The sequence below is a fragment of the Methanofollis formosanus genome (assembly GCF_019633745.1).
GTDB classification, from domain to species: domain Archaea; phylum Halobacteriota; class Methanomicrobia; order Methanomicrobiales; family Methanofollaceae; genus Methanofollis; species Methanofollis formosanus.
In genome coordinates this window covers 636,568-652,915 of sequence record NZ_CP037968.1, presented here as the reverse complement: position 1 = coordinate 652,915, position 16,348 = coordinate 636,568, and the positions used below count along the sequence as shown (strand labels likewise).

Annotated in this window: 11 protein-coding genes and 3 pseudogenes; 7 read left to right on the top strand and 7 right to left on the bottom strand. The window is 46.6% G+C overall.

Features of this window, described 5'->3' with window-relative positions; translation table 11 throughout:
* Positions 1-335 precede the first annotated feature (335 nt).
* The 4 genes from E2N92_RS02925 to E2N92_RS02910 all read left to right on the top strand — a co-directional run bounded on the left by E2N92_RS02925 (position 336) and on the right by E2N92_RS02910 (position 4,527).
* Positions 336-1,091, top strand: coding sequence for a glycosyltransferase family 4 protein (locus E2N92_RS02925; RefSeq protein ID WP_220682208.1), 756 nt, complete (start codon positions 336-338; stop codon positions 1,089-1,091).
* A gap of 88 nt (positions 1,092-1,179) precedes the next feature.
* Positions 1,180-3,555, top strand: coding sequence for a DUF2206 domain-containing protein (locus E2N92_RS02920; protein WP_220682207.1), 2,376 nt, complete (start codon positions 1,180-1,182; stop codon positions 3,553-3,555).
* A 370-nt stretch (positions 3,556-3,925) separates the two neighbouring features.
* The gene (locus tag E2N92_RS13775; protein WP_425515763.1) at positions 3,926-4,312 is read left to right on the top strand and encodes an IS110 family transposase; all 387 of its coding nucleotides are present in this window, start codon (positions 3,926-3,928) and stop codon (positions 4,310-4,312) included.
* A complete protein-coding gene (locus E2N92_RS02910) occupies positions 4,309-4,527 on the top strand; it encodes a hypothetical protein (RefSeq protein WP_220682205.1) in 219 nt (72 codons plus the stop codon). The genes E2N92_RS13775 and E2N92_RS02910 overlap by 4 nt, the downstream gene beginning before the upstream one ends.
* Positions 4,528-4,559: 32 nt before the next feature.
* Here the strand turns inward: E2N92_RS02910 and E2N92_RS02905 are convergent, their stop codons facing one another.
* Positions 4,560-5,705 (bottom strand): glycosyltransferase family 4 protein, encoded by a 1,146-nt coding sequence (locus tag E2N92_RS02905; RefSeq protein WP_220682204.1) that lies wholly within the window; start codon positions 5,703-5,705, stop codon positions 4,560-4,562.
* A gap of 1,194 nt (positions 5,706-6,899) precedes the next feature.
* Here E2N92_RS02905 and E2N92_RS13545 point away from each other — a divergent pair.
* A pseudogene (locus tag E2N92_RS13545) lies at positions 6,900-6,998 on the top strand (IS5/IS1182 family transposase); the annotation flags it as partial.
* Positions 6,999-7,421: 423 nt separating this feature from the next.
* On the top strand, positions 7,422-8,171 hold the full coding sequence (locus E2N92_RS02900; protein ID WP_220682203.1) for a class I SAM-dependent methyltransferase: 750 nt from the start codon (positions 7,422-7,424) through the stop codon (positions 8,169-8,171).
* Between the two features lie 19 nt (positions 8,172-8,190).
* Here the strand turns inward: E2N92_RS02900 and E2N92_RS13770 are convergent.
* A pseudogene (locus E2N92_RS13770) lies at positions 8,191-8,298 on the bottom strand (IS5/IS1182 family transposase); the annotation flags it as partial.
* Between the two features lie 118 nt (positions 8,299-8,416).
* Positions 8,417-9,525: pseudogene (locus tag E2N92_RS13765) on the bottom strand (IS256 family transposase).
* A gap of 477 nt (positions 9,526-10,002) precedes the next feature.
* On the opposite strand from E2N92_RS13765, the gene E2N92_RS02875 reads away from it, so the two are divergent.
* Positions 10,003-10,920 carry an IS5 family transposase gene (locus tag E2N92_RS02875; protein ID WP_220682199.1) on the top strand — a complete coding sequence of 306 codons (918 nt, stop codon included), beginning with the start codon at positions 10,003-10,005 and terminating at the stop codon, positions 10,918-10,920.
* Positions 10,921-11,059: 139 nt separating this feature from the next.
* On the opposite strand, the gene E2N92_RS02870 is transcribed toward E2N92_RS02875, so the two are convergent.
* From E2N92_RS02870 to E2N92_RS02855, 4 genes are all read right to left on the bottom strand, one after another.
* Complete coding sequence (locus E2N92_RS02870; protein WP_220682198.1) at positions 11,060-12,328, bottom strand: oligosaccharide flippase family protein; 1,269 nt, start codon at positions 12,326-12,328, stop codon at positions 11,060-11,062.
* Positions 12,329-12,718: 390 nt separating this feature from the next.
* Complete coding sequence (locus E2N92_RS02865; protein WP_220682197.1) at positions 12,719-13,978, bottom strand: nucleotide sugar dehydrogenase; 1,260 nt, start codon at positions 13,976-13,978, stop codon at positions 12,719-12,721.
* The gene (locus tag E2N92_RS02860) at positions 13,960-14,886 is read right to left on the bottom strand and encodes an SDR family oxidoreductase (RefSeq protein WP_220682196.1); all 927 of its coding nucleotides are present in this window, start codon (positions 14,884-14,886) and stop codon (positions 13,960-13,962) included. Before E2N92_RS02860 ends, E2N92_RS02865 begins: the two co-directional genes overlap by 19 nt.
* Positions 14,883-16,346, bottom strand: a complete 1,464-nt coding sequence (locus E2N92_RS02855) for a nucleotide sugar dehydrogenase (RefSeq protein ID WP_220682195.1) — start codon at positions 16,344-16,346, stop codon at positions 14,883-14,885. Before E2N92_RS02855 ends, E2N92_RS02860 begins: the two co-directional genes overlap by 4 nt.
* Between the last annotated feature and the right edge of the window lie 2 nt (positions 16,347-16,348).

The window sequence follows — 16,348 nt, the reverse complement described above, 5'->3', positions numbered from 1 at the left end:
CAAGTAAAATACCATTATATAATATGCTGAAAATAACTCTCTGCTTCACGAATCAAGTCCATGTTGTTACGGGGAATGCAGGGCTTGACGTTTGTCAGCAATTAAAGGGAATTAACTTTGAATCAATATGTCATATCTCAGGTTCTAATGTAATTACTAGGATCTACAACTATACAATGACTCAGTTTATAATAAACTATCGTATGATCAAATTATCAAGGAATGTTGATTGTTGGATCTTTCCGATTTGCGCAGATGCTTTGTTACCATGTTCAATATTTGCAAAGATTATAGGGAAACCAGTTATTATGGTTTTATCTTCGTCGAGTGAATCTGTGATAAGGTACCAGTCAGATTTCTTATCTCTAATCGTTACTTTGTTTTCTAAAATAAACTATTTTCTGGCCAGTAGAATTATTCTGTACTCCTCAAGACTTATTTCAGACTGGCACCTCGAGCCTTACCACCACAAGATTCTCATTGCCCACCGACACTTCCTCGACTTCAACAACTTCGACTTCATCACTTCTCTGTCTGACCGTCCCATATTCATCGGTTACATCGGGCGGCTGAGCGGGGAGAAAGGCGTCCTGAACTTTACCTGGGCCCTCCCTGCCATTCTCAGCAACAGGCGGGATCTCCGCGTGTTCATCTGTGGGGACGGGCAGTTGAAGGGGGCGATTGAGACCTCCCTACAGGATGATGGTATCGCCACCCGCGTTGACCTCCATGGTTGGATCTCACATGATGACCTCCCTAGATACCTGAACCAGTTGCGTCTCCTAGTCCTCCCTTCCTACACCGAGGGGCTCCCCAACATCATGCTTGAGGCCATGGCCTGTGGTACCCCAGTGCTTGCGACACCGGTCGGGGCGATACCGGATGTTATAGTGGATGGGAAGACAGGGTTTATAATGGAGAACAATTCTCCAGAATGCATTTTAGAAAATGTGATCCGGGCGCTGAGTTCTCCAGATCTGGAACAGATCGCAGAGAACGGGAGGCAGTTTGTGGAGGAGAATTTTACGTTCGAACATGTTATTGCTCGGTGGAAAGAAGTGTTTGAAGAAATTTCGCAGGTGGAATCATAGGAAGCGTTACAAATTATTAGTGTTGATCTATTGTGATTGATTTGAATTCTCTCTTAATATTGGAGATCTGTAGGTAAGCGGTGAACAAATGGATATTACTAATCATATTTCCTTTCCTCTTGTGTTGGCGTTTACTGTAATTATGGCCGATATATCAATAGTTCTAGATATTCCCATATATCGACAAGTCTTTGGTTTCTTCCTTGTGACCTTTGTACCGGGTTTATTGATCTTCCATATTCTAGATCTAAAATTTAAATGCCCTTCTAAAACAGTACTCTATTCTGTAGGGTTCAGTGTTGCTATCGCGATGTTCCTTGGGTTTTTTGTAAATCTCATTGGCCCACTGTTTGGGCTCAATAGGCCAATATCAATCACCCCGCTGTTGGTGAGCATAAACGTTGTGGTTATAATATTGTTTATTATATCGTTTGTGGTGAGCCCTGCAGGATATAAATCTCCCATTGATCTTAGTGGATCTTTTGTCTTACTCTTCTCACCTCAAGGCTCCTTTTTATTATTGATCCTTTTATTAGGGATTATTGGAGGGTTCGCAGTAAGGTATTACATTTGGAGCATTTTTTCAGTAACTGCAATGTTTTTGATTTCTGTGACTGTTTCACTTATTGCTTTCGATAAATTCTTCAAGAAAAGGCACTATGCACTCACACTTTTTATCATTGGTTTGACTCTTCTCTTAAACCGTACGCTTACATCTCCATATGTGGGTGGCACTGATATTCATGTTGAATTATTTTTCCAGAAACTCACCGAAGTTAATGCCTATTGGGATCCCAGCATATATCCATATACGTGTAATACCATGCTCAGTACGGTAATTTTACCGACCGTGTATTCGGTTCTCCTTGGCATAAACACTATATTTGTGTATAAAGTAATATTCTCAATATTTTTTGCATTGGTTCCTGTTGCTCTTTATCATTTATTTAGAACCCAGATCAAGCCAAAATTTTCGTTTTTTTCAGTTTGTTTATTCATGTCATTTTATGCATTTTTTTTGGTGCTAACTTGGTTGCCGAGACAGCAGGTTGCAGAGTTGTATCTTGTCTTACTGCTACTTACATTGTTTCTACCACAAAGGAGATGCCAGTCCCTCCTAGATTCACGCCTACAGGGAATAACTTCATGGGCTGAGAATCGCTCTTGTGGCGGATCAGTCCAGAAGGAATCTCATGAAGGTGTCTCTACATTATTTAACTGGAGGAGGTGCCACCCCCTGCTCATCTTCACCCAGCGGCAAAGTTCTCTGGGAGAGGATATTAGCCTGAAAATCTTGGAAAAATACGCTCCGATCCAGAGAAGAATTCAAGTCTTAGATACTTTAGGGATAGTCTCTATTATATGGATGTCTTCCATAGTTGTATCCCATTATTCATTGGCATATATGTCTCTTTTTTTTATTATAGTCGTTTCTATCATTGTATTTATTTCCAATAGGAAGATAAATCGTATCAAATTATTGGTGATTGTTTTTGCAGTAATAATGACCTTTTCATGGTATGTATACATTTCATTATCAAAGACCTTAGAGGCATCTGTTAGTATAGTTCAGGGGATTATTCAAGGAATAGAAAATGAGTTATTTTCTCCAAGTGCAATAGACCCTAATGTTGACAAAGCATTGGGCATTGGTCTCTTCGACCTGCCCTTCTGGCATGCTATAGGCCATATATGGCAACTTGGTACTCAGATCCTTATCTTGCTGGGTTTTGTTTATGTTCTTTCAGGATATGTGAGGAAGCGATCTCGCCCAGAATTGACTCTGTTTCAGATCGTTGGTATGATAATTCTCTTTATGTCGATGACATTGCCCTTTTTCGCAAGTAGTCTGAACTTGGATCGAATTTACCATATTATTTTAATTTTTATCTCGCCGTTATGTGTTATTGGTCTAGTATACTTGATTGAATGGATCTCCCGACATTTTAACATTCAAAGTCTTAATAAACAAAAAATTATATCAGTTTGCCTCGTGCTTGTGTTTGTGCCATATTTTTTGTTCAATTCCGGTGCGATATTTGAGGTAACAGAACGGAGTAATAATCTTGTCTTAGAGATCGATCAATCTATAGATCATTCTCAATATTTCTCAAATAGCACATATTATTTTCTTAATCAAAGAGTACCCAGTGAAGATGTTGCTGCCTGTGAATGGATATCCACTTTTAGGATTACTGGTTCTCCAGTCTATTCGGACGTTCAGAGAGAATGTGAGTTATGGGGATATGGTCTTATTCCTTTATCAGACGTATTTGGAAGGTTATATCCCCCGACTACAGGGGGATATGTCTTTGTGGGGCGACAAAATGTTATTGAAAACAGATATATCTGTCTTGATAGAGATAGAGTTCGCAGTAGTGTCATATATGGTTTTGATCAAATTCAGTCTGACCTCAAGCCTCGGAATTTAGTATATTCAAGTGGAGCTGTAGTCTACAAATGATATTTAGTAGGCCCTGTAGAATCGGGCATGAACTCCTGACTCAAGCATGCGGGATGAAAAACCTGATGTGTGTCCTGGTTTCTTTGGTGTTTCATGGGGAGAGCAAACTGTCAGGTTTGTGGGATCTGAATCCCGTTGTAAAATCTAGCTTTATGTCCGTTTCAAAAGCATACGTGTGTCTTCGAACGCGAATGGTAAATTGCCTTTGAGGGACATCTCTCTCCCCTGGGAGAGGCCTATGTCACTTCAACGAAGGAAAGTTTGTGGGATCGATGTCCACAAGACCTTCTTGCATAAAATGATTGGATCTTAGATCATGGGTGTGAAGTTGTTGCCGTTGAGTCCACAGGAGTGTATGTACTAGTATTCGATCTACTCTACGCTTGAAGACAGCGTACCGGTGATCGTTGCGAATCCGTACCTGATCAAAAATATTCCTGGCAGGAAGACTGACGTCATTGATGCTCAGTGGATCGCTGAACTTACCCTGAACAATCTGATCAAACCGTCCCGGATCTTTCCGAAAGATGATCGTGAGTTGAGAAATCTCACACGGGCGCGGGAGAACCTGGTTCAAAACCGTACCCGTCTCAAGAACCGGATCCATCGTTCTCTGGAATCCGCGTCCATTAAACTTTCTTCGGTACTCTCCGACATCTTTGGAAAGTCTGGTCAGTACATTCTGGAACATTTACTGCAACATCACCAAAGCAGTCCACAACGAGATCCGTGTGGTTGTGATCAGGAGTTACTATGAAAATTACCCTGAAGATCTGCTATGAAAGATTTTCATTTGATATGCTTGAGGCGTGCTTTCGCTTCATGAGCAATTCTACAGAGCCTTCTGTGCAAGTTTCTGTTATAAATAAAGGACACTGCTTGACAGAATACGATCAGATTTTTGAAATAGATTTTCAGTTCTATTCTGGGGCACTACCGATTATTTTGGTTTTGATTAAAGAATTACCATGAAAATCACCTTGAGGATCGGGTGTGGAAGATTTTCATTCGGTGTGCCTAAGACGTGCTTTCGCCTCATTCCTAATTCTACAGGGCCTATTATTAAGGCAATCTAAGTAAATTCCCTCTATGGTTTCAGTAACTTTGTCCCATGTAAACATCTCTGCTTTTCTTATATTATTGATTGATATCTCTTCCATTATTGTATTGTTCTGCAGAAGAATCAACAATTTATGTGCAATCTGATCCGGTTTTTTCGCTTCAACCAGATATCCATTTACTCCCTCCTCGATAATATCTGGTAATCCCCCCACCCGTGTTGCAACAACGGGTAGGCCAAAGGCCATTGCTTCAATATTGACGATTCCAAAACTTTCTGACAGACTGGGCAAGACAAAAATATCTGCTTTACACATGTAGTCAGGGATCCTCTGGTGCGGAACCTTCCCAACGAAATCCACCCACCCCCTCATCTCAAGGCGATCTGTCAACTCTTCCAAGTAATTCCTCTCTTCACCGTCTCCGACGAGGATCAACCTCGTGTCAGGCATCTCCTCATGAAGAATCTGCATCGCAAGAAGGAGGTACCGAACTCCTTTGATGGGGTGCAGGCGACCGACAAAAAGGACTATCTTTTCGCGGCATTTTACCTTTTGCATTGGTGACTTGTCTATATAACCCTCCAATTCGATCCCGTTTGGCACAACTGCCATGTTGCGGTTATATATATTTTTCATGGCCTCCTTCATGTTGCTAGTCAAGGCGATTGCTACGTCTGCATTTTTTATGATGGTTTTTGAGGTCAGTTTCGTGAACCAGTCTGGGAGATATACATCTGACCCCTGTCCCCAAACAACATAGGGAATTCTCAGTATTTTTTTCGAGATTACAGCCGGAAACGCAATACCAAGGCTCTGGACATGGACGATGTCTGGACTGATCTTCTGTATTGTCCTAACAATATCAGCCCAGAAGATGAACGCACCGACAAAGCGGACTCTAACTCTTGGTAATCGATGAATGTAAAAGTCTTTTTCATAACTCTCTTTAGGGAGATCCTCATCCCAAGAAGTGATCACATGCACTTCATGTCCGCGTTGTGCGAGATGCCCTGCCATGTAATATGTTGCAATCTCTGTCCCAGCGAGCCATTTTGGGGGGAAGAGACTAACCAGAATAGTGATCTTCATCTTTACATATAATTTCTGCATTCTGCTACTTCAATTATGGGGATTTCCATTTGCCTCTCTCTTTGCGCATATCCTAAAAGTGATCCTGATGCCCCGCCACCCCATTATAAATGTCTTTCTATAATGGCTAAATCTCGTGATATTCAACGAGATTGATGATTCAGATCCAGATCCCTCAGACTGCACTTCAAAGAGAGCTTAGAACAGGTTTTGAGGAAAGGGAATTTGTATGGGAGGGTTTTATCATGGGAAACTAAAATGAAGATATATAAAAACTCTGCTCTGTAAATCTGCCACCCCTGCCATCGGGTTGGGGAGCGGGTCTGAATTTTAGACTCTGTAGAATCGGGCATGAACGTGGGGTTCAAGCATATGGGACGAAAATTTCATATTGCAGGTCTCCGGAGTGTGATATGATCCTTGATCCTTCTCCTTGTGACGGGGGAAATGTCAGAGATCTCTTGACCTGCTGCCCCTCGGCGCGAGACGGCGGGGAAGTTTCTGCAATTGAGGGTGGCATGCCTGATCATTCCATCGCGCCTTCCTTCATCTTCACGCCGGGAGCGCTGCTCCCGACCCCCGGGACGAAGATAGGAAGGGGAAGGCAGAGAGTCTGATCGTTCGGGAGACAGTTTTGTTCTCCGCATATCAACTATAGGGGAAATCTGTGTGTTCAAATTCTTGTCTGTAACTCCAGAATTGAAAGTCAGGATCATTTCCATGAAACGACATGAGGCATTCGCCTCATGCTGAACCAATGAAAACCGACAAATTGAATTTTATTCGGCTCTGTAGAATCGGGCATGAACCTCCGGCTCAAGCATACGGGATGAAAATTTTTCGTCGCTTGATCGCTCTTTTTCAAGAGAGGAGAATCGATGAGGATCGTGTTCCATCGCCGCCCCCACCTATCTTCGTCGTGGGGGATCCGGGGGGTGAAACCCCCCAGCGCGAGATGGCAGGGAAATTTCGACGACGGGGGCGACCGATGCATCAGAAGAATTTTCTATCCTCTGCGTATCGGCTTCAGCGTGATATGGCGAGTTTAAAATCTCATGCAAACCTGAAGAGAGGATCGTCAGGATCATTTTCATGGTAAACCCTCCAGTCTAGTGATGACCCCTGAAGGGAAAGATCAATAAAATCGTTGCTCCTTGTGTAAGTGACGAAACCAACCGCAAGGAGCAGTAATCAATGTCAACGAACAGTTATATCAACCTTCTTGAGACGACTCTCAGCGTGATCAGACATGCTCATATCCCTCTCTATTCCTGTAAATACTCCCGGAAAACGGCCCTGTAGAAAACATCCTCTTTTCATCACCACAACCCCCCTGTGAACTGAATCCATCGCCTTCCTTCCTGCTCATGCCGGGGGCGCTGCCCCCGGGCCCCAGGGATTGCGATAGGGTCGGGAAGGCGCAGAGAAGACCATGAAGTGGGGGGTGCAGTCCACCCCTCTATCGTGATGCGGGGGAACGGGGGGCGGTCAGCCCCCCGGCGAAGAGGACCATCAAGATGATTTCTACAAAGCCCCTCAAAGGCAATTTACCATTCGCGTTCAAAGACACACGTATGCTTTTGAAAAGGACATGAAGCTAGATTCTACAACGGGATTCAGATCCCACAAACCTGACAGTTTGCTCTCCCCGTGAACCGCCAAAGAAATGAGATTACACATCAGGTTTTTCATCCCGTATGCTTGAACTAGGGGTTCATGCCTGATTCTACGGGGCCAAAATATGAGAATTTTAGGTTCAAAGAAATTACTTTTTTGGTGCGTCAAGATATAAAATGTTTAAATTATTTGACACTCATATCTATTCTCATGGATGAGTGTGCAAAACAAAAAATGTGTGAAGAAGTTATCAGCGCTTGTGCCGCTGAAGGAGTACATGAAACTGCTTTAAAACTAATGAACATTAAATATGGGAGAGTACTGGATGCAGCTGCGGGGAGGGGAGCGTTATCCCAAAAAATAATTCAAATGGGCTTTGAAACTTATCCTGTTGATATAAATCTGGATCAGTTTATGTTAAGTGGCATTAAATGTTTCAAAGCAGATTTGAATAATCAAATTCCGTTTGCAGACGATTTTTTTGATGTAGCAATGAGTATTGAAACAATAGAACACCTAGAAAATCCATATCAATACCTGAGGGAAGTTTACCGTGTTCTTAAACCGGGTGGCCAATTAATTATTTCTACACCAAATATTACTAATATATTCTCTAGGGTTAAATATTTACTTCATGGAAATTATCATTTATTCTCAAAACAAGATGTTCTCGATCACTATCATATTGAACCAGTACCTCACTGGAAACTTGAGGCAATGCTAGAATGTGAAGGATTTGAGATCGTAAAAAAGACGTGTAGTAAGGGGTATATTCCATATTTGGATCGATATTTTGACACAGATTCTATTCTTTTGGGATGGATTTTTTTTATTAGTGCAAAAAAATGATACTGGTTGGTTTCAACACCCCGATCTCTCCTCTGATCTTTTTATGGAGTTTTTCGGAGTCATATCCCCGATCCATGCAGAAACATTCTGTTCTCCTAGTTCTGGTACATTGATTCAAGAGTTTTTCTGGCTCTTCGCTGTTTCATGGGGGGGTTGGCCGCCCCTTGGTCCTTCCGCACCAGGATAGGGCAAGGGACGGTAAATTCCTCTTCATGTTTATTGATTTTGCCTTCCCGTCCCTATCTTCATCCCGGAGGTCTGGGGGTAGCGCCCCCGGCGCGAGGTTTGGGAAGGCAGTCGATACATGCACGCACCTGAAGGGGGGGGTTCAACAGAGCCCTTACAACTTTCGTTCTCCGCTTCAGTTCCTTGTTGATTCGTTCCATCATGTTCGTTGTTCGAATCCGTTTTGCGTGCTCTTTTGGGAGTGCTGTGTAACTCATGAGTCCCGGACGGAATCTCGATGGTATTCGCTGATTTCAGAGATCATCGTTCGTTCAGGCCATCTGCGACTTCCTGAAGTCTCTCTTCGTTCCCATATGCTTCCTTCAAACTCTCAGCAACTTCTTACTGGCATTTTCGGGGAATATTTCTCAAAACCGCACAAGTAAAGTGGACCGAGCACATCTGCCATGATGCACCGAGGAAAGCAGTTTCTGCTGCCTTCTGGATCCCTGCATGGCCATCTGAGACGATCAGTTTGACTCCAGTTAATCCTCGTTCTTTGAGTTCCTTGAACAGACCGAACCAGAACTCCTCATTCTCACAGTCTGTGATTCTGGCTCCTAGAATTTCCCGGTACCCGTCCACACGCACGCCAGCGATCACAGAAGAGCTTTGGTGATGTACCGTGGTCCATCTCGGATTTTGAAATAGGAGGCATCGACAAAGATATAGGGGGTCTCCTCTTCAATTGGTCGCAGGAGAAATGTATGGACCTATTCGTCGAGATCTTGTGCCATCTGAGAAACGGAAGAAAGAAAGAGTTGATCGATCCCCAGATGAGCAACGATTTCTTGGATCCGCCGGGTTGAAACACCCTGAAGATAGGATTCATAGATCGCATTCACAAGAACTTTCTCAACCCGGGAATAACGTCCAAATACTTGGATCTCGAAGGGAATTCACGAAATTGAGGTTTCTGGAGAACAAGATCACCATGCCGAGTTTTCGAAGATCGAGTCTTGTACCCCTTGTGGTGCGCCTACTATGCATCAGTTCGTTCATACTGCTCGGCTCCAACCTGCTGGAGTATCTCTAACAACATCATCGGGTTGATAAACCCGGTGATAAGGTTCTTCATACCAGTATCATTATCAGAAAGATAATCTTCGATAAACGCTAAGGGATCCATGGCTCTGTTTCTCCTTTCTAAAAATCTAGGTTGGAGACAGGGCTAGGTTAATTTTTACAGGAGATTCGTTACACTATGAGCATGTCCCAAAACTCTCCCAGGGGGGCCATCTCCTCGAACCGAAGCGCATCCTTCCGGAAACTTTGAACCCTCTCCTCCACCGGGGGTCCGGGGGCGCAGTCCCCCGGCGCGGCGGTGTGGGAAGGCATGAATGCATGGGGGGGCAACGAAAAGAGGAGGGTATTTTCTCCACATCTATCGCTATCTTCTGAGAGGGGGAGGACTGAAGAGTTTTGGGATGACCTCCGTCCAAAATGAAAGAAGGTAATCATTGAGAATGGATCGATCCGACAATTAAGATGATTGTTCGGCCCTGTAGAAACCCTTCCGTAGAGTGATCACTCCTGAAGAGAAAGATCGATAAAATCGTTGCTCCTTGTTGTAAGTGACCAAACCAACCGCAAGGAGCAGTAATCAGTGTCAACGAACAGTTATATCAACCTTCTTGAGACTACGCTCGCCGTCATCAGAAACGCTCATATTCCTCTCTATTCCTGTAAATACTCCAGAAAAACGTATACTCAACCTCAGTTAATGTCTCTCATCATCTTCCGTGAGATCATCGGAGAGGACTACCGTGATACAGTCCAACTCGTCGATCTGATGGACAGAATCAAAGAGATTCTCCAGCTGGATCAGGTTCCACACTACACGACCCTTCACAAATTCAGCCAGAGAGTTCCCTCAATAATCTTCACCAGGATCCTCAAGAAAACTCTGGATCTCTTTTATTCACGAGGAGACATTATCCCCATAACCGCGATCGATTCATCGGGGTTCACCAGTTCATACGCAAGTCATTATTATTCCTGGAGGACGGGAAAAACGCGGAAAAACTTCCTGAAGACCTCGATTGCAGTCGATACGGCGAAACAGATCATCATCTTCTGTAAAATCTCACAAAAACCGGTACATGACATAAAACATGCAGAAAAACTCTTGAATCAATGTACCAGAACGAGGAGAATAGAATGTTACTGCATGGATCGAGGATATGACTCCGAAACACTTCATCAGAAAATCAGAGAAGAAATAGGAGCGTATTCACTGATCCCGGTCAGAAAATGGAAGGGAAAGATATACTCAGGACACTATCGACAGGAGATGTTCGATGGATTTGATCGAGAGAAATATCATCAGAGAAATAAAGTCGAAACAGCCTTTTCAGTTCTCAAAAGGAGATTTGGAGAGAGTCTGAAGGCGAGAAAGTTTCACTCACAGATCAAAGAAATCAAGATCAAAATCATACTCCACAACATCATCAAAGCAGTCCAAAATCAGATTATTGTGGTTGAGATAAAGGAATTCTACAGAGCCGATTGTTCCAAGGTATGAAAGAAAAGAAGGATCATTCATAGGACTGATACTCTTTGTATCTGGCATGAAGGATCAGGGAGGGTTTTGAGATGAACTCAAACAATGAAGGAAGGTGCAGTCGACAAGAGGTTAATGGAAATCCTCATCAGGTTTGTAATCAGGTATGCTTGAGCCGCGGCTTTATGTCTGAATCAACAGAGTCTAAAAATCTCTTTCCATGGTAGAAGTTATAGTATAGACCAAGCGCAAAAGCAAGTGCGGTCGCGCCAATGGCACCATAAAGTCCAATTTGTGGGATAAGCATGATATTTAAAATAATATTTGCTATTGCAATGATTAGTGTTCCAGAAACTGTTAATTTCGATCCTTCTATCCCCTCAGAACTGAAAAACCATGCATATATGCCATACCATGTCACCAACATCGCGGCGATCGCAAATATAAGCATCAAAGGAAGTTGTATGGGATAACCTTCTCCAAACAACCGTAAAATTGTATATTCTCCTATTAATGTTATAGGTGTCCCAAATATCATCAAATATGGGACGGTTTTATTGAGTTTGTCATAGAGTGATCTCTTATCATGTGATTTTGAAGCTGTTGGAAAAAATACAGTTATGAATATTCCTGAAACTAGGGTCAACAATGTGAATGATGCATAATAATATATTCCATAGATCCCTACACTTTCAACATCCATATAATAATTGATTATGATCCGGTCAATATTAGTGTAAAGAGTGAAGGATAACCCTCCTATGACTACTACAGAACTATATTTCCATAATGTCGAAAAACATGAACGATCAATGGTAAACGCTAGATACTTTTTGAGGAATATCAATACAATAATAGATCCAACTATCCCATAGGCAAGGCAATTAGCGTAAACCATCGTTTTGAAGGAATTAAACTGTATATGGATGAAAAATAAAAACACTGATAAAAGTGTGATTCCATACATCGGTTGAAAAATGGCATAATCTTTCATGAGATGCAGGCTACAGAGGCTACTAGTAGTTAAGGTGTAGAATACAAAAATCACTGCAAAAATGATAGATAGTTCAATAATTTCTTGATCTACAGAGAAGATAACTGCAATATGATGTTTAAATATATCATAAAGCATTACAGAAACTATAGTCAAGCAAATGACGACACTATATGTTGTCGACATAATTTTACGCTGTTGATATTGATCTCTGCTCTCAGCACAATATTTTATCATGGCCGAATTCAGTCCCAATAGCATGGGAATATAAAGGAACATAGCGATGGATTGGACAAGTGTGAAGTTCCCATACCCTGAGGGGCCGAGCACTCGCCCGGCGATGAGGTTGTATGAAAATGAAAATATTGATGATAACATTGTGCCCAAACCCACATAGGATACATTTCGAACAAATTTTATTACCTCCTCACCCATGGGTTCATGGAATATCCTTTCATAAAAGAATGATATTGGTCCCCTGAATAATTGTGAGAAGGTATTCCTAATGGTAATATTTAGACAACACTGTCCCTTTATTAGTCGGTCAGTTATGGCTCTAACCATTATATTATCCTCTGGGATTATCGCTATCTTTAGGGCATACTAGGGGCTATTATATGATAATGGTCTATCCGGATATGCATGCAATCAACTACATATTTTGGAGAGACTTATATTGACATAGCCTATCTATCATTTCCTGAGTTCATCGGGATCACCACTTGTAGAGATATTTATCCAGATTTATGTTATTTTGGCCTTATTCGCACTTTTTATGCCACATTGAATCTGTTTTCTGGGGTGTAGATTAGGGAGCATCAGCACTTACAGCGTACAATATACACATCCTCCTCTCACCCCCCTATTCCTCTTCAACATCCCCGTCACATCCACAATAAGCGGCTTGCCATTGCAGATCGAGAGCACCTCCTCCAGCATCAGCGACGCAAAGGCATCATGCGGTGAATTGATGATGATGCACGCCATCGGATCGTCGATCTCCTGGAGCGAGGTAATCGGCATCGCTCCGAACCGCTCGATCTCTTTTGCTCCGAGAAGCGGGTCATACCCATACACGTCCACATCAAACTCCTTCAGCTCGCGAACCATCTCCCTGACCGGGCTCTCCCTGGTGTCCGGGACGTTCTCCTTGTAGGTGAGGCCCATGATCAGAACCTTCGAGTCCCTGATCACCTTGCCGGCGCGGTTCAACTCCTTGATCGCCATGTCGGCGACGTGCTTGGGCATGGAGTCGTTGATCGCCCGCCCTGCCAGGATCACCTGGGGGTGGTAGCCGAGTTCCTGGGCCTTGTAGACGAGGTAGTAGGGGTCGACCGGGATGCAGTGGCCGCCGACGAGGCCGGGGCGGTACTGGTGGAAGTTCCACTTCGTGCCCGCCGCCTTGATCACCTCCTGGGTGTCGATGCCCATCTTGTGGAAGATAATGGAGAGTTCGTTCATGAGGGCGATGTTCAGGTCGCGCTGGATATTCTCGATCACCTTCGCCGCCTCGGCGGTCCTGATGTCGGGGGCACGGTAGACGGTGGTGACGAGGCTGTAGAGTTCGCAGAGGGCGTCGCTCGATTCAGGGTCCATGCCGGCGACGTTCTTGGTGATCTTTGCGAGTTCGTGGGCGTCGTCGCCAGGGTTGATCCGCTCGGGGGAGTAGCCGACCTTGAAGTCCTTGCCACAGACGAGACCTGACTCCTCTTCGAGGATTGGTTTGATGATCCCTTCGGTGACGCCGGGGTACACCGTTGACTCCAGCACGACGATCGCACCGGGTTTCAGGTGCTGGCCGACGGTGTGGGCCGCAGACTCGACATAAGATAGGTCGGGCTCTTTGGTCTTCTTCACCGGCGTCGGGACGCAAATGGAGATGAAGTCCGCCTTTTTGATCTCGGCGGGGTCTGAGGTGACGTGCAGCGGCGCCTTCGTGGTCTCCGCGATCTGCCGCGCCTTCTCTTCCACGATCTCGTAGCCGATGGTGGTGATCTTCTCTGCAAATGCCTCTGCAAGGGGCAGGCCGACATAGCCGAGCCCGACGACGCAGACCGTCTTGTCTTTCAGTGATTCCTGAACCATGTGATCGTCTCCATAAGTCCTGTTTTCAGGTCGTACTCCGGTGCGTACCCAAACGCTTCCCGCGCACGGGAGATGTCGGCGAGCGAGTCCCGCACGTCGCCGGGGCGAGGGGCCTCGTGAATCGGTTCGAGGACCTTCCCGACGATCTCCATGATGGTGCTCGCGAGTTCCAGGAGATCGATCCGCTCACCGCAGGCGATGTTGAAGGCGCCCTGGGCGTCGCTCTCCATCGCCCTGATGTTCGCCTGCACGACGTTTTTGATATAGGTGAAGTCGCGCGTCTGTTTCCCATCGCCGTAGATGATAGGTGGCTGGTCGTTCAAAATCCGCTTCACGAAGTTCGGGATGACGGCGGCGTACTGGGAGTTCGGGTCCTGGCGCGGGCCGAAGACATTGAAGTATCTGAGGCAGACGGTCTGCACCCCGAAGAGGTCGGAGAAGACCGACGCATAATACTCGTCGGCGATCTTTGAGACCGCATACGGGGAGAGGGGATGGGGGATCATGCCCTCGTGCTTGGGCAGGGTCGGGGTGTTGCCGTAGACCGAGGAGGAGGAGGCCATGACGACCTTTCTCACGCTGGCGTCGCGGGCTGCGAGGAGGACGTTCAGGGTGCCGGTGACATTTGCCTCGTGCGTTGCCATCGGGTTCTTCACCGAGCGCTGGACACTGGGAAGTGCCGCCTGGTGGAAGATCCCGTCGGCGTCCTGGAAGAGGTCCTGGAGGAGGTCGGTGTCGTTGATGTCTCCCTGGAAGAAGGTTACGTCTTCCCTCTCGACGAGGTCCTGGATGTTCTCCATCCGCCCTGTGGAGAGGTTGTCGATGATGGTGACTTCGTGGTTCTGCGAAAGTGCCCGGGCAAGATTTGACCCGATGAATCCTGCCCCGCCTGTGACAATGTACTTCATTCTTTCTCCGTTTTTTCAGATATTTCAATAAGATGGCCGTTTTTGTCGCCTCTCCCTATCCCCCGGTAGGCAAAGCCCGCGTCGATCCACGCTTCCGCATCGATCACATTCCGCCCGTCCACAATCGCGGGATGCACACACCCACACAACCCCTTCACCTCATCAGCCACCAACCCCCGATACTCCCGATGCCCCGCAAACACCACGACCGCGTCCGCACCCGCAAGCACCCCCTCTAAATCCCGACTCAACCCCGCCGGCACCCCCGCCGCCGTCGCGGGGTCAACCCACGGGTCATGCACAGCAACCTCCGCCCCCGCCGCAATCGCCGCTTCATAAAACGGCTCTGCCGGAGTATTCCTCGCATCATCCGAATCATTGAGGAACGCCCACCCGAGCAGTGCAATCTTTGCACCATTCAGCGTCTTGCCCACCTGCGCCAGCGCCGACTCCGTCAACCGGAGCATGTGCGCCGGCATGAAATCGTTGATCCCCCGTGCGAGAGTGTACAGCGACTCCCGGCCCTCCGGATAGTCGAGTTCGCCGCCGAGCACCTGCACCCCCCGTTCCAGGTGGTAGGTGTCCTTGGTGAGGCAGTGGCCGCCGACGCCGGCGCCGGGCCAGAGGATTGCACGGGTAATGCCCTCGCCCTTGATGGAAGCGATGCCGTCACGGACATCGTAGACGTTGATGCCCATCGCCTCGCAGTACAGGGCGAGCTGATTTACAGCGGCGATCTGGAGATCGCGGAAGGTGTTTTCCGCAGTCTTCGTCACCTCGGCGGCGGTGGCGGTCATCGGGATGACCTGGCCGGTGGTGAGCACCCGCGAGTAAAGATCGACGGCCCTCGCGGTGGAGACCTCGTCGATGCCGCCGACGCAGCGGTCGTGCTCGCGGATGTTCCTGAGCAATCGGCCGACCATCACCCGCTCGGGAGCGTGGGCGAGGGCGAAGTCCTCGCCCGCGACGAGGCCGGACTCCTCTTCGAGGATCTCGCGGGCCATGCCCGCGGTGGTGCCCGGGGTGATCGTCGATTCGAGGACGACGAGGGAGCCGGGCGTGAGGTGGCGGCCGACGTTTCTGATCGCTTCGATGAGGGGGGTGAAGTCGGGGAGGAGGTCTTTTGAGTCTTTGAAGGGCGTCTGGATGGCGAGAGTGACGGCGTCGCACCCGGCGACCTTCGAGAAGTCGGGCGTGCAGGAGAATGTGCCGGATGAGACGACCTTCTGGAGAAGATCTTCGAGCCCCGGCTCCTCGCCCTTCAGGGGCGACTCGCCCCTATTGAGCATCGCGATCTTGTAGCCGGAGGTGGCCGAGTCGCGCTGGAAACCGTAGACGTGCTCGATCCCCGGGGCGTCCGCAAAGAGGAGGGCGGCCGGGATGCCGACATAGCCCATGCCGAAGACGCCGACGGTGCGGATGGGGCCGCGCCGGTTGATGAGTTCCTGGAGATGTGTCATGG